The sequence below is a fragment of the Christiangramia lutea genome (assembly GCF_022489035.1).
Taxonomy (GTDB): Bacteria; Bacteroidota; Bacteroidia; order Flavobacteriales; family Flavobacteriaceae; genus Christiangramia; species Christiangramia lutea.
Genome location: NZ_JAKVTV010000003.1, coordinates 443,477 through 458,102, shown reverse-complemented (window position 1 = coordinate 458,102; position 14,626 = coordinate 443,477). Strand labels below are relative to the sequence as shown.

At 36.8% G+C, this 14,626-nt stretch carries 11 protein-coding genes; 6 read left to right on the top strand and 5 right to left on the bottom strand.

Features of this window, described 5'->3' with window-relative positions:
• The first annotated feature begins 72 nt into the window (after positions 1 to 72).
• Together ML462_RS11395 and ML462_RS11390 are read left to right on the top strand one after the other, a co-directional pair.
• Entirely contained in the window at positions 73 to 567 is a 495-nt protein-coding gene (locus ML462_RS11395) for a Dps family protein (RefSeq protein ID WP_240713944.1), read from the top strand.
• A gap of 16 nt (positions 568 to 583) precedes the next feature.
• Positions 584 to 1,465, top strand: coding sequence for a mechanosensitive ion channel family protein (locus ML462_RS11390; RefSeq protein WP_240713943.1), 882 nt, complete (start codon positions 584 to 586; stop codon positions 1,463 to 1,465).
• 59 nt (positions 1,466 to 1,524) lie between these two features.
• Here the strand turns inward: ML462_RS11390 and ML462_RS11385 are convergent, their stop codons facing one another.
• Positions 1,525 to 5,244, bottom strand: coding sequence for a metallophosphoesterase (locus ML462_RS11385; RefSeq protein ID WP_240713942.1), 3,720 nt, complete (start codon positions 5,242 to 5,244; stop codon positions 1,525 to 1,527).
• Between the two features lie 57 nt (positions 5,245 to 5,301).
• Between ML462_RS11385 and ML462_RS11380 the strand changes: the two genes are divergently transcribed.
• On the top strand, positions 5,302 to 6,486 hold the full coding sequence (locus ML462_RS11380; RefSeq protein WP_240713941.1) for a Pycsar system effector family protein: 1,185 nt from the start codon (positions 5,302 to 5,304) through the stop codon (positions 6,484 to 6,486).
• Here ML462_RS11380 and ML462_RS11375 read toward each other — a convergent pair.
• Entirely contained in the window at positions 6,478 to 8,841 is a 2,364-nt protein-coding gene (locus tag ML462_RS11375) for a GAF domain-containing protein (RefSeq protein WP_240713940.1), read from the bottom strand. The two genes, ML462_RS11380 and ML462_RS11375, sit on opposite strands and share 9 nt — an antisense overlap.
• 139 nt (positions 8,842 to 8,980) lie before the next feature.
• Between ML462_RS11375 and ML462_RS11370 the strand changes: the two genes are divergently transcribed.
• Positions 8,981 to 10,102: a TlpA disulfide reductase family protein gene (locus tag ML462_RS11370; protein ID WP_240713939.1), complete on the top strand. Its 1,122-nt coding sequence runs from the start codon at positions 8,981 to 8,983 to the stop codon at positions 10,100 to 10,102.
• A 46-nt stretch (positions 10,103 to 10,148) separates the two neighbouring features.
• Here ML462_RS11370 and ML462_RS11365 read toward each other — a convergent pair whose 3' ends face one another.
• Both ML462_RS11365 and ML462_RS11360 read right to left on the bottom strand, forming a co-directional pair.
• Complete coding sequence (locus ML462_RS11365; protein WP_240713938.1) at positions 10,149 to 10,838, bottom strand: SIMPL domain-containing protein; 690 nt, start codon at positions 10,836 to 10,838, stop codon at positions 10,149 to 10,151.
• A gap of 46 nt (positions 10,839 to 10,884) precedes the next feature.
• Complete coding sequence (locus tag ML462_RS11360) at positions 10,885 to 11,532, bottom strand: rhomboid family intramembrane serine protease (protein ID WP_240713937.1); 648 nt, start codon at positions 11,530 to 11,532, stop codon at positions 10,885 to 10,887.
• Between the two features lie 52 nt (positions 11,533 to 11,584).
• On the opposite strand from ML462_RS11360, the gene ML462_RS11355 reads away from it, so the two are divergent.
• Positions 11,585 to 12,490, top strand: a complete 906-nt coding sequence (locus tag ML462_RS11355; protein WP_240713936.1) for a lysophospholipid acyltransferase family protein — start codon at positions 11,585 to 11,587, stop codon at positions 12,488 to 12,490.
• Here ML462_RS11355 and glmM read toward each other — a convergent pair.
• Positions 12,487 to 13,872, bottom strand: coding sequence for a phosphoglucosamine mutase (gene glmM / locus ML462_RS11350; protein ID WP_240713935.1), 1,386 nt, complete (start codon positions 13,870 to 13,872; stop codon positions 12,487 to 12,489). The genes ML462_RS11355 and glmM overlap by 4 nt on opposite strands.
• Before the next feature lie 138 nt (positions 13,873 to 14,010).
• Between glmM and ML462_RS11345 the strand changes: the two genes are divergently transcribed.
• Positions 14,011 to 14,604: an acyl carrier protein phosphodiesterase gene (locus ML462_RS11345; protein WP_240713934.1), complete on the top strand. Its 594-nt coding sequence runs from the start codon at positions 14,011 to 14,013 to the stop codon at positions 14,602 to 14,604.
• Positions 14,605 to 14,626: the final 22 nt, after the last annotated feature.

Sequence of the window (14,626 nt, the reverse complement as noted above, 5' to 3'; positions counted from 1 at the left end):
TGATGATTGTTGGGCATACCACTCAATCATTGTATTTTCGAATAGAAATTAAAAAAACAATAAATAAAAACTATGAATTATTTAGGTTTGGATACAAAAAAAACTAAAAAGACAGTTGAAGAACTCAACATCCTATTAGCAGATTATCACTTATATTATCAAAAACTAAGAAACTTTCACTGGAATGTGATAGGTAAAAATTTCTTCGATTTACATGAAAAATTCGAGGAATTGTATGATGATGCAAAACTCAAAGTGGACGAAATTGCAGAAAGAATTCTTACCTTGAGATATCAGCCAACCAGTAATTTGAGTGATTATCTAAAAGATTCCAATTTGGATGAATCCCCTTCAGATATTTCTGATAGCAAGATGATAGAATTACTACTAAAAGATCATGGGCTCATTTTAAAACAAATGAGAAAGGTAGTTGAAGTAGCTGATGAGAGTAATGATGAAGGAACCATCGATTTGATTGGGGCCTATATTCGCGAACTGGAGAAAACCAGTTGGATGTTGGATGCCTGGAAAATGAAGACCAGTGATCAACTTAAACCAGTAAAGTAATAACCAATTATAAAATATGCAGGATTTTAACATTCAAGATTCAATAAGAGGCATATGGGATAAATTAGGCGGATGGCTGGATTCTTTAATCCTGAATCTGCCTAATTTTCTTTTAGCCGTAATCGTCTTCGTGGTATTTATCATTATTGCTAAATATGTAGGAAGACTTTTCGAAAGAATAACTCGAACCCATATAAAACAGGATTCAATTCGGCTTATGACCGTTAAGGTTATCAAGGCCATCATTATTTTAATTGGATTCTTTATCGCATTAGGATTACTAAACCTTGACAAAGTCCTAACCTCTGTGCTTGCAGGAGCCGGTGTGGTTGGTCTTGCCATAGGTCTTGCCCTTCAGGGAACTTTAAATAATACTTTTTCGGGATTAATTTTGAGTTTTCTTCCTGAACTTCAAATTGGAGATTGGGTAGAGACAAACGGTTACGCAGGAACAGTTACGGAAATTAATCTCCGAAATATTGTAATTAAGCAATCTGACAATAACTATGTTGTAATTCCTAATTCAAAGATCGTTGAAGAACCTTTCAAAAATTTCAGCCGAACACCACGTTCCAGAGTTTTCGTAGACTGCGGTGTGGGATATGAATCAGATTTGGAGATGGTGCGGGATCTTACCCTGGAAACGATTAAAGATAAATTTCCACAAAGAGGAAATGAAGAAGTTGAATTTCTTTATAATGGATTTGGGGATAGTTCTATAAACTTTGAGGTTAGATTCTGGATAGATGCAACAAAGAACAGGGATCTCTTAGGAGCTCAGCATGAAGCGATCATAGCGATCAAGAAAGCTTACGATGCTAAAGATATTAATATTCCTTTCCCTATCAGAACACTGGATTTTGGTAAAAACAACCTCACAATTAATCCCAGAGATTAGGGATATTCATAATCAAAAAAACCGGCTAATTAGCCGGTTTTTTTTTTGATATAAAGTCTTTAAAATTTCAGTCCTAAACCAAACTGAAATCTAGCGCCTTCTTCACCAGTGAATACACTAAAATTCCCCTGGATTGCTTCAGCACTATTAATCCAGACACCTCCACCATAGCTGTCGTGCCATTTATCACTATTTTCAGAATCTGTCCAAACCCTTCCCAAATCATAACCTGCGTAGACACCTGGTTGAAATGGCAAAAAGCTTGTTTTTATAGTATTAAAGGAATATCTAAGATCAGCGCCGGTTCCAAAAGAACTTTTCCCAGTATACCGCTCAAGTCTGTATCCTCTTAATCCTGTTTCCGCACCCAACTGTGCAGCCTGATAGAATTCATATTCCTTACCAATATTTAAATGAGCCTCAGCTCTTGTTTTCAATACAAGTTTCCGATTATTAGTAAGCGCATTATAAAAGCCCATATACGGCTTGAAATAACCATATTGTCTACCAGGATCAGTGATATTTATTTTGCCTCCTAGATTAAGCTCAAACAGCATACCCCTAGTAGGATTAAGGCGATCATCATAACTTTCGTACCTGTACATAGCATCAAGCCCAGCAAAATATTTTCTATCGAAAAACTCTGGATCCTCACTAATAAAATCTTCTGTAATAAACCTCCCCTCTTTATTTTGAACTTCAATTCCTTCGAAAGTTGCCGTAAACCCAAAAAAGCTTCCGAACGGAGTTTTATTTACCAGGGCTGCCTTTACTCCATATTCGCTAAGCCCTACCCTGTTGTAACTTAGACCAAGTTCATCCTCAAAGTTTTCAGTTTCATTTCCGAAACCAAAAAAGTTTTCAGAAAAATTAGGGTTAGCAAAATTTGCTCCTACCTGTAGATTATATTTTCCTACTATAGTAGCAAATTCAGCCTCATAAGCTAATCTAAAACCATTGGTTGCTGAATGGACTTCCCCGGAAAAGGTATGCTGGGAAGTAAATGGATTTCTTTTAAACTTATTTATGGATTTTACATATTCCAATCCGAAGGAAAATCCTGTATCTGGATTATACCCAATTTCTGGGAGTATGGAACCAGAAGCAAAGGTCTTTTTATCCTTATCATAGGTATTAATCTCGTAGTTATCTGTCAACCTAAGTTTCGCCCCGTCTATTTTTTTGATGGTATTAGGAAGTGATTTATGATCATAAACCTTCAGGCTTTTACCCGAATCGATAGTATATACATCATTGTTTTGCCCTCCAACAACGCGAACAAAGATTTTAGCCGGTCCTTCTCCAGTCACATTTATTTTATCATCATCGTCCAGGCCATACACCCAGATCTCTTCAGTTTCTTCGTTTTTATATACCTTATCGCTTAATTTTTCAGCGCGCTCCCCATCCTTATTTCTGGTTATAGTTACGCGGGTATTGCCATCTTCAAGTCTAACAATATCTATAAAATCATCTTTATCGGTTCCGGTTACAATGGCCAGATTTGCAAGATGATCATAATACCTCTCTACGATTTCAATTATATTATCACGTCTTCCCTTCAGATTTTTTATAAGGTCATCGGTAGTTTCGCCACTGGTCTCTTTTGGTAATTTTGAGAAGGCTTTTTGAATAGCTTCGTCGGTTATGTTTTGCTGAATGTATTCTGCCTGCTCTACCCATGTCTGCTTACCGGTATTCTGAAGTAAAGACCTGTCCAGTCCTAAAGCTGCAATATTGAACCATTCAACATCGCTTATATCATCATCATAAACTGCAAACTGATTGGCAAAACCTGTAAGTGCCCTTAAAGTTCCAAAAAAAGCACCGTCAAAATTTGAAAAAACCTGGTCTCTGTCTCTGGGAATAGGCTTGAAATAATGATTCCCCTGGTCATCCTCAATTTCGGCCCAGCGCCATTGATCCTGGTGCCTGTCCCAGTCACCAATTAACATGTCGAAAATTCGTGCCCTAACATAAGCCGTTTCATCAAGGATATACTTCTCATCCCTTCTTAACCTTTCGATCATATCAGCGGTACTAACTATGTCATGGTCTGGACTACCAAAGGATTCATAACCTGTCCAGCCTTCTTCCGGTCTTTCCACGATCATATAAATATCATCTCCATGTACAGAATTATATTTACCCAAAGCTTCCTGTTTCGGTAAATAGAATATTTCCGGGTTGGTATGGTAAACTCCAGCAGCTTTACTTAAGCCGGGAATAGCAAGAAATCCGTAGGGATGGGCGGCGGTGTAAAAATCTGTCATAAGATTTTCAGCAACCGTATTCTCCATTTTATCCTCTACAGGCTGATTCTTAAAGGCCACATTCTGTAAAAACCTAAGGGCATCCTTTCTAACTCTTCTGATATTATACTCTCGCCCAAGGCTGTCTTTCACTCTCAAAGATACGGTTTGATGCCCACCTCCTTCGCGAACAACTTCCAGTCCGCCGTATAGGGTATCAAGATCTGCTACTTTTAAACTAACCTCGGTACCATATAGCTCACGATATCTTTCACCCCACACCGTGTTATGAACCGGTCCTTTTTCAGTATCTGATTCTTCATAAATAGAAGCAGTCATTTTTTCAGGAAAGCTATCGGGATATTCCTTAAAATCGAAAGGAACCGGAGTTTCGATCACCTCTTTCTGAAAAAGTAATTTCGGTTTATTATCCTGGTTCGCGTAAAAACTTACCCAGGCTGATCCATCCTTAAAGACATCCAGCACAGCAAAACCCTGCCCTGGATAAGCGAAATAGCCGTCATTACTTAATGTAGCGTAAGAGGCCTTTGAACCTGAGCCTGAAACGATCTGCTTTACACTATCATGTTCTATATATTGCAGAGAATGTTCATGGCCTGAAGCAAAAATCAATCTTTCGGCTCCATGAGCAATAGCCGATAATCGATTAGCTAGAGATTTGTACCTGTTATTCTGAGCATCCTGTATAGAGACCCCCCCGGTAGTTCTGATCAAAGTCGCCAGCGACCCCAATACGGGTAAAGGAATTTTCTTTTGAGAAGGGTAGATGTGCCTGTCAAAAGTATACTGCCCTCCGTGAACTCCATTGGTACGTACAGGGTGATGCAATGCTAATAATATGGTTTTATTCTGATTTTTTTTAATCTCAGACTCAAGCTCGAGAAACATGGCTTCTCTGGTCTTGATCTGTTCACAATTATCATTGATCTTAGGATTTCTATTCCAGTCTTCCAGATACCACTGTGAATCGATCACGATAAGCTGAATATTGTCTGAAACCTCAATAGATTCAAGGCCGCAACCAATTTCAGGACTCCAAATTAGATCATCCTCGAATTTCTCTTTTAGATAATCTTTCTGCCTTTCGAGACCTTCAAGCTTTTCATTGTACCAGTCATGATTTCCTGGGATCACTACTACTTTCCCCTTATAATTTTCAATAGCGTCGAGCTGGGCATCCAGGCGGTATTCTGCCGCTTCCCGTTCAGAAGAACTCTTTGGTGGCATTCCATCTGGATAAATATTATCTCCAAGAAAAATGGTATAATTATCAGTCTTATTTACTGAATCCAGATAAGATTTAAAGGCGAGTAAACCAAGAGAGCTACCACCGGGAGGCGAATAGCCGCCATCACCAAGTAAATAAAAAGACTTTTCTACTTCCTTACCTGTAGGATAATCGAAATTTGAACTTGCCTCCCCTTCCCGGTATTTAGGTTCAACAGTGGCACATGATAAAACAAGCAATAATGTGAAGAGTGAGGCTAAAAGTTTAACTTTTTTCATAGAAAACAATGGGCATTTTTTTTTGTAATTTGGTCGATGCAATTAAGAAATTCATGTATGAATAATCTCATTGAGAAAGCTGATAAATTTGTTGAAGAATTATTTAAAGAAAAACTACCAAACACCTTTATTTATCATAACTACCAGCATACACAACGCGTGGTTAAAAGTACTAAAGAATTAATCGATAATTCCGAAATTAATGTTAAAGAGGAAGAGGCGTTAATGCTTGCCGCTTGGTTACACGACACTGGTTACATCCATAAATACAAAGGTCACGAAGAGAAAAGCGCAGAGATTGCCGAGGATTTTTTAAAAGAGAACAATGCCACCCAGGAACTAATTGAAAAGGTTAAACAATACATCCTTGCTACTAATTTTTCCAATATTCCGAATTGTCTGGGGGAAAAGATCATTAGAGATGCAGATTCTTCACATTTCGGAAAGGATTATTTTGAAGAAACCAGTGAATTTTTAAGACAGGAACTGGAGCTTCATAACATTAAGAATTTTACTAATGCTGAATGGCTTGAGGAAAACATCCTGGTTTTCACAGAAAAGCATCAGTATTATACAGATTATGCTTTAAAAAACTGGAAACCTAAAAAGGAGAAAAACCTTCTCGAGCTAATTGAAAGTAAAAACAAGCAGGAGAAAAAGCTAAAGAAGGAAGAACATAAGGCTCGTATGAAAGCCAAGTATAAGAATGAGAATCCTGAAAGAAGTATTCAAACTCTATACAGAACTACCCTTAGAAATCATATAAAATTAAGTGACATTGCAGATACCAAGGCGAATATATTATTATCGGTAAATGCAATTATCATATCCCTTGCAATTGCAGATATGATTCCTAAACTGGAAGCTGCATCCAATAAACATCTTCTTATCCCTACACTAATTCTAATACTCTTTAGTGTGGCATCTATTATACTCTCTATCATGTCCACTCGTCCAAACGTGACTAGCGGAGAATTTACCAGGGAGCAGGTTAAAAACAGGGAAGTAAACCTTTTATTCTTCGGCAATTATCATAAAATGCCGTTCGACCAATTTAAATGGGCTATGGGAGAACTTATTAAGGATAAGGATTATGTTTACGAAATGCTTACCATGGACCTTCACCTTCTTGGCAAGGTACTTCATAGAAAATACTTTCTTTTGAGGCTTACTTATACAGTATTTATGACCGGAATAGTGATTTCTGTAATGGCCTACATTCTTTCTTTTTACCTAATGTAATTCTTCCATCAGGTCTTCATAATTAATGGTTTTTTCAGGGTGATCGCTGTCTGGAGAATACAGAATGTTCACCCTAATCGCTTTTAAGCCAACCACTCCCTGAACATCTTCCAGGTCCAGCAGCTCTACTTTATCTCCAAAATAATTCTTGGCCTGCAAGTATTTTATATATTGAAGATATTCTCTTTCGTCACTTTGCTGACTATAAACTATGGTCATCTTACCCTTCTGGGTCACGCGTTCTTCAGTACCTTTAACATGAGCTTTATCAATACGTTTTTTGATGATCTCATACCTCGCATTATAAGTACCGTCTACATCAAACTTTTTCTCGTCCATTCGGTAGCGGATAGACATTGTACTGTTATACACCAAAATGAGCGAGGCCGCTTCAAGCTGAATTGGGGTGTTCTCCTGTAATCTATAGAAACGATTTTCCATCTCGCACATAGTACTTAACTGCCATAACCTAAGATTGAAAAGATAAACTTTATTAAATGGTCTTTTGTTGGCCATAGAGGCTCCTATATACATATTATGATCTACCCCATCTGTCTTATAACGTTCGAAATAATGGGGGTATATTTCCTGTGCCTGGATCTGCTTCTTATCTATATATCGGGACATGGTTCGGTTTATCTGCTGAACCGTATCATCGTATTTCTTACGGTGATTATAAACCAGACCGGTCTCCGGATTTAGCATTTTTGAATACTCATTAACCAATTCCTTAATCTCTTCAGACTGCTTTTTGAGATGACTCATAAGGGGATTCACCTCTTTTTTCAATAGGTTAAAAACTTTCTGTTCGCTACTGGCATTAAGTTTATCCTGAATTTCATCCTTGAAATCTGAAATCCTGTATTTTACCTGATCATAAATAGGTAACTCCTCGATGTCGTAAGCTTTCTTGATGATATTAAGGATGATATCCAATTGATCCAGAAGATCTTCTTTTATGGCATTATTTCTGGCTTCAGAAGAAGCTACAATGTCTATTTGCCCATAAAGGGGAAACACATCTTTGAAGGATATATCTTTAAATGAAGCAAGTCCATCCTTATCCAGGTCGCGAATGAATTTTTTTGCTTCTTCTTCAAAAACCCAAAGCACACTTGGATGAATTGATGTACATTCACTTTGAATTACTGCCTTTACACGATTCTCAAAATCGTTGCGGTTTCTTTCAACCGTGGTTACGATGTAAGGTAGAATATCATCCAGCTTAATAGCATTGATACTATTAAGTTCATTCTTTCTTTCAGACACCAGTTCCAGAACCCCTAAAAGCTTACCATTCTTAGCTATTGGCGCAAGCAAACAACTCTTCACATTATTCTTTACAAGATTTTTTGCTAAAAGGTTGTCATTCTTCTCTACATAATTATCAACATTCGAGATGGTAAAGTATGAGTTATTTTCAATGAGCTTCTCAAATCCCCGTTCACAAATTCCAGTGTCACAATCGTTCACAAGCTTTTTATCCAGGATAAAGCTTTTGGCTTTCTCGCTCTCCATCCTTTCAAAAACCATCTCGCGACGATTAAAAACAGTAAATCCTACTCTTAGATCTGGGATCTTATAAATAGACCTAAAGATCTCCTGCAATTTCTTCAGCTCTTCCTCTTCATTTACTTCCTCAAACAATAAGGTAGTTTTCAACTCGGAAATAGCATCATCTATAGTAACGTCTGTTAGATTTACAATCGTGAATCCTTTAAAGATGTAACTGTTTGGAGGGATTTTCTCTTTCCAGAGTTCTATATCCTCCACATTCTGTAGTAGAATATCAACATCTTCCTGGGTTACCTCTGGAGCGTTATCCTTTTTAAAGATTTCCACAAAATCAGCATTCATGGCAATCCTGTAGTGTCTCTTTATACCATGTTTATCTGGTATATCATAATACATGGGCCTGGAGATATCCACTTCATATTTATAATACTGCCTTAAAATTTGAATACTGGCAAATATGTACATTAATTCCTCATCAATGTTTCGGAAGGATACTTCAAAATCATCTCCTGCGTTATTCAGGATCTGTTTTAAACGCTTAGAGGAATTGAATAAAATATTGTGAAAAGGTACCGCTGCTGCCTTTATTTCATTATTGGTAAGAATACTGGGAAAAAGATCATCCAGAAGAACCTTTATTGGTTCCTCATATTTATTTAAAAGTTCCGGGTTTTCAAAACCTTCCGTTAATTCCGGAAAATCAGAAATATACTCCAGCATTTTCTCCATATATTCCTTGGAGATGCCACTCTTAATTTCTTTTAACTCCTGTTCATACTCTTCAATTACCTTATGGAAACTAATACGTATATCGAAAGGAAAGTCTTTTAATTGCTGCATAATAACCGGGTAATTTGGCATAAAATTAAAAGTTATCCAACCTCTACATAAGGAAGCTTACTGAAATTAACAATAATTTATAAATATTGCCCAAATAAGAGAACGGAGTTCTTTATTTTTGTCAAAAATCATATTACACATGAAAAAATTAGGAATATTATTTTTTGGTTTTGCCTTGCTCCTAACGGGATGTCAGGAGGATCAGGGATACTATTTAAGCGGATCAGTTGAAGGAATGGAAGACGGTAAAAAGGTTTATATCTCAGAAAGAGATGAAACTACAAGGAGTCTAAAGGCCATTGACACTACCACCATAGAGAATGGTAAATTTAAGATCGACATGGAGGATACCGATTTGCCCGGCTTAAGTTTTCTGCAATTTGAAGGCGTGAACGGTAACGTTGTTTTCATCTCTGAAAATGAAAGAATAAATTTCGATATCAACAAGGATAGTTTGCGAAACGCTAAAATTACTGGTGGTAAAGAAAACGAAGCCTTAAAAGAATATCTTGATCATTTAAAGGAACTAAATGAGAAAATGCTCGGGCTTCAACAGAAAATACGCCAGGCTGCTATTGATAGAAATTCAGAAGAATTGAATAATATTAGAGGTGCTAAGGCTGAACTGATAGATAATGATAAAAATTATAAAGAAGAGCTCTATAAAAGGAATACCGATTCATATGTAGGCGTAATGCTGCTTACAGATATGTTGAATATGAAAAGTCATTCGGCTCCCGAGGTTAAAGATATGTTTGCTGAACTATCAGATAGGTTAAAGAAAACTCCTTTAGCAAAATCCCTTGAGGAGAACCTGGATAATAATCTTGCAGTTGAAGTAGGAAGTAAAGCACCAACGTTTACAGCTCCTAATCCCGATGGTGAACAGTTATCTTTGAATGAAAATCTTGGAAAAGTTACCGTGGTAGATTTTTGGGCTGCCTGGTGTAAACCATGCAGAATAGAAAATCCAAATCTGGTGAAAACATACAATAAGTATAAAGATCAGGGATTGAATATCATTAGTGTTTCTCTAGACCGACCAGGACAAAAGGATAGATGGATAAAAGCCATTGAAGAAGACAATCTGGAACAATGGAGCCATGTTTCCAATCTTAAATTCTGGAATGAACCTGTTGCTAAGAAATACCAGGTGAAGGCTATTCCTGCTACATTTATTTTAGATGAGAATGGAGTTATCGTTGCAAAAAACCTTAGAGGTGATGCATTAGCCGATAAAATTGGAGAACTACTTAATTAACATGATGTTCACTTAAAATAGAAAAAGCGCCGATTGGCGCTTTTTTTTATTTCAATTCAAATCCCACATTCACTTTTATCTTGATCTCCAGTTCGCCTGGAGCAATAGTTTGCTGGTTTCCTCCTTTTGCTGCGCTCATTTCTACGGCTTCATCCATTCTATAAACCGGCTGAAAACTGTTATAATCCATTTCGCTTATAGATATCGACTTTCCAACTTCCTGACCTAAAGGTTCAGAAAGTTCCCTTGCTTTTTTCTGAGCATCCAGAACTGCCAATTTTCTGGCTTCTGCTTCATATTTATCCATCTCAGAAGATTTAAATTGGATACCATCAATCCTGTTCAATCCGTTTTCCAAAAGACCTTTCATTATCTTTTCGTATTCGGCTAAATCATCAATCTTAATTGATATGGCCTGGTTTGCCACATAACTATAGGTTTTATCGTTATAGTCGTAGCGCTTATTCAGGTTTAGATATTCGGTTTTAATTGCTTCGTTTTTCACGCCATTGGCCTGAAGGTATTTTATCACCTTATCCACTACCATATCATTCTGTTTCTTCACATCTGCTGCGGAAGATCCTTCATGTTCGATCCTGGATTTGATCAGTACCTCATCTGGTGTAACTTTAACGATTCCTTCCCCTGTGACATTAACTGCCGGAACCTGTAGTTCTTTTTGTGCATTCGATGCCATACCTGTGCATAGCAGTACTGTAAGTAGTAGCTTTTTCATAAGATTTGTTTTAATTTTAAAAGACTTAACCAAGAAGGATACCAAATTATATATTTCCGGTTCTTTGGAGAAAAAAAAGTACCACAATAGGGATTGCCAGGAGTAACACCATTAAAAGATGGCTTTCAAAAACCCAGGGTGCAAAAAGCATCGTTAGTAAGTAACCTCCTGTGGCTCCTCCAAAATGCGCATCATGTCCAATATTATCAGATCTACGTTTCATACCATAGATTGTGTACAGCAGATATCCAATTCCGAAAACATAGGCCGGTATTGGAATAATAAAGAATAAACCCAGCATCATATCTGGCTGAAGCAAAATAGCTGAATATAATACTCCCATAACGGCCCCACTTGCTCCAACTGCAGCATAACTCGATTCGTCTTTATGAAAATAAAAAGAGAGTAGATTTCCTAAGAGTAGACTTCCCAGGTAAATAATTATAAAAGCAAAAGAACCAAGGTTATAAATAAGAACATTTGCGAAGAAATACAGGGTAAGCATATTCACAAATAAATGTCCCGTATCCACATGTAAAAAACCAGAGGTTAAAATTTGAAATTTTGAGCCACTCTTAATATTGGCAATATTGAATTTATACTTATTAAAAAAAGATTGATCACTAAAACCTTTAAAAGAAACCAGAACGTTCACGGCAATTACAACGAGCGTTGCAAGGCTTAATTCTCCCATATTTGCATAAGTTTAATTTCAAATATACCATATATTTGCGGAAAGAATTTTTATGCAAGGATTAGTTTTCTGGTTGGTCTACCCTATCCTATGGCTTATTTCCATCTTACCTTTCAGGGTGTTTTATTTCGTATCAGATATGGTCTACGTTCTGGTATATCACATTATAGGATATCGAAGAAAAACAGTTAGAAAAAACCTTGAATTGGTATTTCCTGAAAAGTCGGAAGCCGAAATAAAAAGAATCCGGAAAAAGTTCTACAGCCACATGTGTGACATGTTTCTGGAGATGATCAAAAGCATCAGCATTTCCAACAAAGAAATTAAAAGACGTTTCACGTTTACAAACCTGGACTATCTTCGAGAATTAGAGAAAAAGGATAAAAGCCTTATCGTAATGCTGGGACACTATGCGAGTTATGAATGGATAAATGCCCTTCAACTTTATGATCTGAAATTCCGATCTTTTGGAATATATAAAAAGATTAAAAACAGATATTTCGATAATCTTGCTAAATCTATCAGGGAAAGGTTTGATGGAACACTGATCTCTACCGTAAAGGCAACCGAAATCTTTATTACTAATCAGAGAAATGGTGTGCTCGGGAATTACGCCATGATTGCAGATCAATCCCCAAAACTTAGCCGGGCACGGGTCTGGATCGACTTTATGGGAATTAAGGTTCCTGTATTTGACGGTTCAGAAAGACTGGCGCAGAGATTAGATATGAATGTTCTTTACCTGCATGTTGAAAAAACCGGTAGAGGGTATTATTCTGCCACGCTGATTCCTATTACTGAAGATCCTAAAAATGAACCCAAACATTTGATCACTAAAAGATTTGTAGAATTACTGGAAAAGCAGATTAAAGAAAAACCCGAATATTATTTATGGACTCATAAACGATGGAAACATCGCAACGAGCCCATACCTGATAATGCAGAAATAATAGATTAAGCAATAATACTTTTAATTTCCTCTATCATTTTTTGAGCAAGATCATCAGCTTCCTGCTGAGATTTTGCCTCTGTATAAATTCTTATAATTGGTTCTGTGTTAGATTTACGTAAATGAACCCAATTCTCCGGAAAATCGATCTTGACACCATCAACTGTAGAAATTTCCTCTTTGGAATGCTTCTCCTTTACAGATCTCAGAATCTCATCAACATCTATATCTGGAGTTAATTCTATTTTATTTTTGCTCATGAAATAAGAAGGGTATTCATTTCTTAATTCAGACACTTTTTTTCCATTCTCAGCAAGGAAAGTCAGAAATAAAGCAGAGCCAACGAGACTATCTCTTCCATAATGAGATTCGGGATAAATGATTCCTCCGTTTCCTTCACCTCCAATTACGGCATTATTTTCCTTCATCAAGTGTACAACATTTACTTCTCCAACGGCACTAGCTTCATATTTACCGTTATGTTTTTGGGTGACATCCCTGAGTGCCCTGGAAGAAGATAAATTACTAACCGTGTTCCCCGGTGTTTTTGAAAGTACATAATCTGCGCAGGCAACAAGAGTATATTCTTCTCCAAACATTTCACCATTTTCATCAATAAAGGCTAGTCTATCTACATCTGGATCTACAACAATTCCGAAATCGGCCTTTTCTTTTTTCACCAATTCACAGATATCTTTCAAATGTTCCTTTAACGGTTCCGGATTATGCGGAAAATGTCCGTTAGGTTCACAATACAACTCAACAACTTTTACTCCCATTCGTTTTAGCAAAGCAGGAATAGCTATTCCTCCAGTAGAATTAACTGCATCCACAACTACTTTTAGATTTGCTTTCGAAACTTTTTCTGCATCAACAAGATTAAGTTTCAAAACCTCATCTATATGCTTTTCAATATAATCTTCAATAACCGATATTTCACCAAGATCATCTACTTCAGCAAAATCAAACTCTTCTTCCTCTGCGATCTTAAGAATTTCAGCTCCGGCGGCTCCATCAAGAAATTCTCCTTTGGAGTTTAGGAGTTTTAGAGCATTCCATTGCTTGGGATTATGACTGGCAGTTAAAATGATTCCACCATCTGCTTTTTCAAGAGGAACAGCAACTTCTACCGTTGGAGTGGTTGAGAGACCAAGATCTACCACATCAATCCCCAATCCCGTTAAAGTGTTCATGGTTAATTCCTGAATCATTTTTCCCGAAATCCTGGCATCTCTACCTACAATAACTTTTAAATTTTTACCTGCAGATTGTTTTTTCAGCCAGGTGCCATATGCCGCGGCAAACTTTACCGTATCCACAGGAGTAAGATTATCACCAGTTTTACCTCCAATGGTTCCTCGTATTCCGGAAATTGATTTTATTAATGTCATTCTTAGATTAATTTTGTCTGTATTAAACTGTAAAAACGTAGGGATTTCAATATTGCACAAATATACATGGCTACCCCTCCAATACCCAAAACTTAACAAAAATTAAACCCGGTATTCTTTAATTTGTATCTTCCCCCAATGAATTTTCTGGCTCATATTTATTTATCGGGTGATAATGATCAAATTAGAATTGGAAATTTTATGGCCGATTCTATCAAAGGAAAAAAGTATTTAAAATATCCTGAGGATATACAAAAGGGAATAATTCTACACCGCGCCATAGATTTTTACACAGATACTCACCCTGTTTTTAAAGAAAGTACCCAAAGACTATTTAAAAAATATAGTCACTATAGCGGAATTATAGTAGACATCTATTACGACCATTTTCTTGCTGCAAATTGGAGAAAGTATTCAAATACACCTTTGGAAAGCTATAGCCTAGACTTTTACGAACTACTTAAAAAGAATCTGCAAATCCTCCCTGCCAAGGTCAGGCATTTTTTACCGTATATGGTTGAAGATAACTGGCTTTTGAGTTATGCCGAATTCGATGGAATTGAAAAAGTTCTATCAGGAATGAATAGAAGGACCGGTGGAAAATCAGGAATGCATTTAGCCACTAATGAATTGCGCGAACATTATTCTGAATTCCAATCAGAGTTTGAGATCTTTTTTGAGGATGTCAGGAAATTTTCAGAAAAGAAATTAATTGAAATCGTAGAAAAATAAAAGAGGCCGGAAATACCGACCT

Bases quoted from the DNA above. Each gene is read 5' to 3' on its own strand.
- glmM (WP_240713935.1), bottom strand. From the start codon at position 13,872: ATGACATTAATAAAATCAATTTCCGGAATACGAGGAACCATTGGAGGT.
- ML462_RS11385 (WP_240713942.1), bottom strand. From the start codon at position 5,244: ATGAAAAAAGTTAAACTTTTAGCCTCACTCTTCACATTATTGCTTGTT.
- ML462_RS11370 (WP_240713939.1), top strand. From the start codon at position 8,981: ATGAAAAAATTAGGAATATTATTTTTTGGTTTTGCCTTGCTCCTAACG.
- ML462_RS11375 (WP_240713940.1), bottom strand. From the start codon at position 8,841: ATGCAGCAATTAAAAGACTTTCCTTTCGATATACGTATTAGTTTCCAT.
- ML462_RS11355 (WP_240713936.1), top strand. From the start codon at position 11,585: ATGCAAGGATTAGTTTTCTGGTTGGTCTACCCTATCCTATGGCTTATT.
- ML462_RS11360 (WP_240713937.1), bottom strand. From the start codon at position 11,532: ATGGGAGAATTAAGCCTTGCAACGCTCGTTGTAATTGCCGTGAACGTT.
- ML462_RS11365 (WP_240713938.1), bottom strand. From the start codon at position 10,838: ATGAAAAAGCTACTACTTACAGTACTGCTATGCACAGGTATGGCATCG.
- ML462_RS11395 (WP_240713944.1), top strand. From the start codon at position 73: ATGAATTATTTAGGTTTGGATACAAAAAAAACTAAAAAGACAGTTGAA.
- ML462_RS11390 (WP_240713943.1), top strand. From the start codon at position 584: ATGCAGGATTTTAACATTCAAGATTCAATAAGAGGCATATGGGATAAA.
- ML462_RS11345 (WP_240713934.1), top strand. From the start codon at position 14,011: ATGAATTTTCTGGCTCATATTTATTTATCGGGTGATAATGATCAAATT.
- ML462_RS11380 (WP_240713941.1), top strand. From the start codon at position 5,302: ATGAATAATCTCATTGAGAAAGCTGATAAATTTGTTGAAGAATTATTT.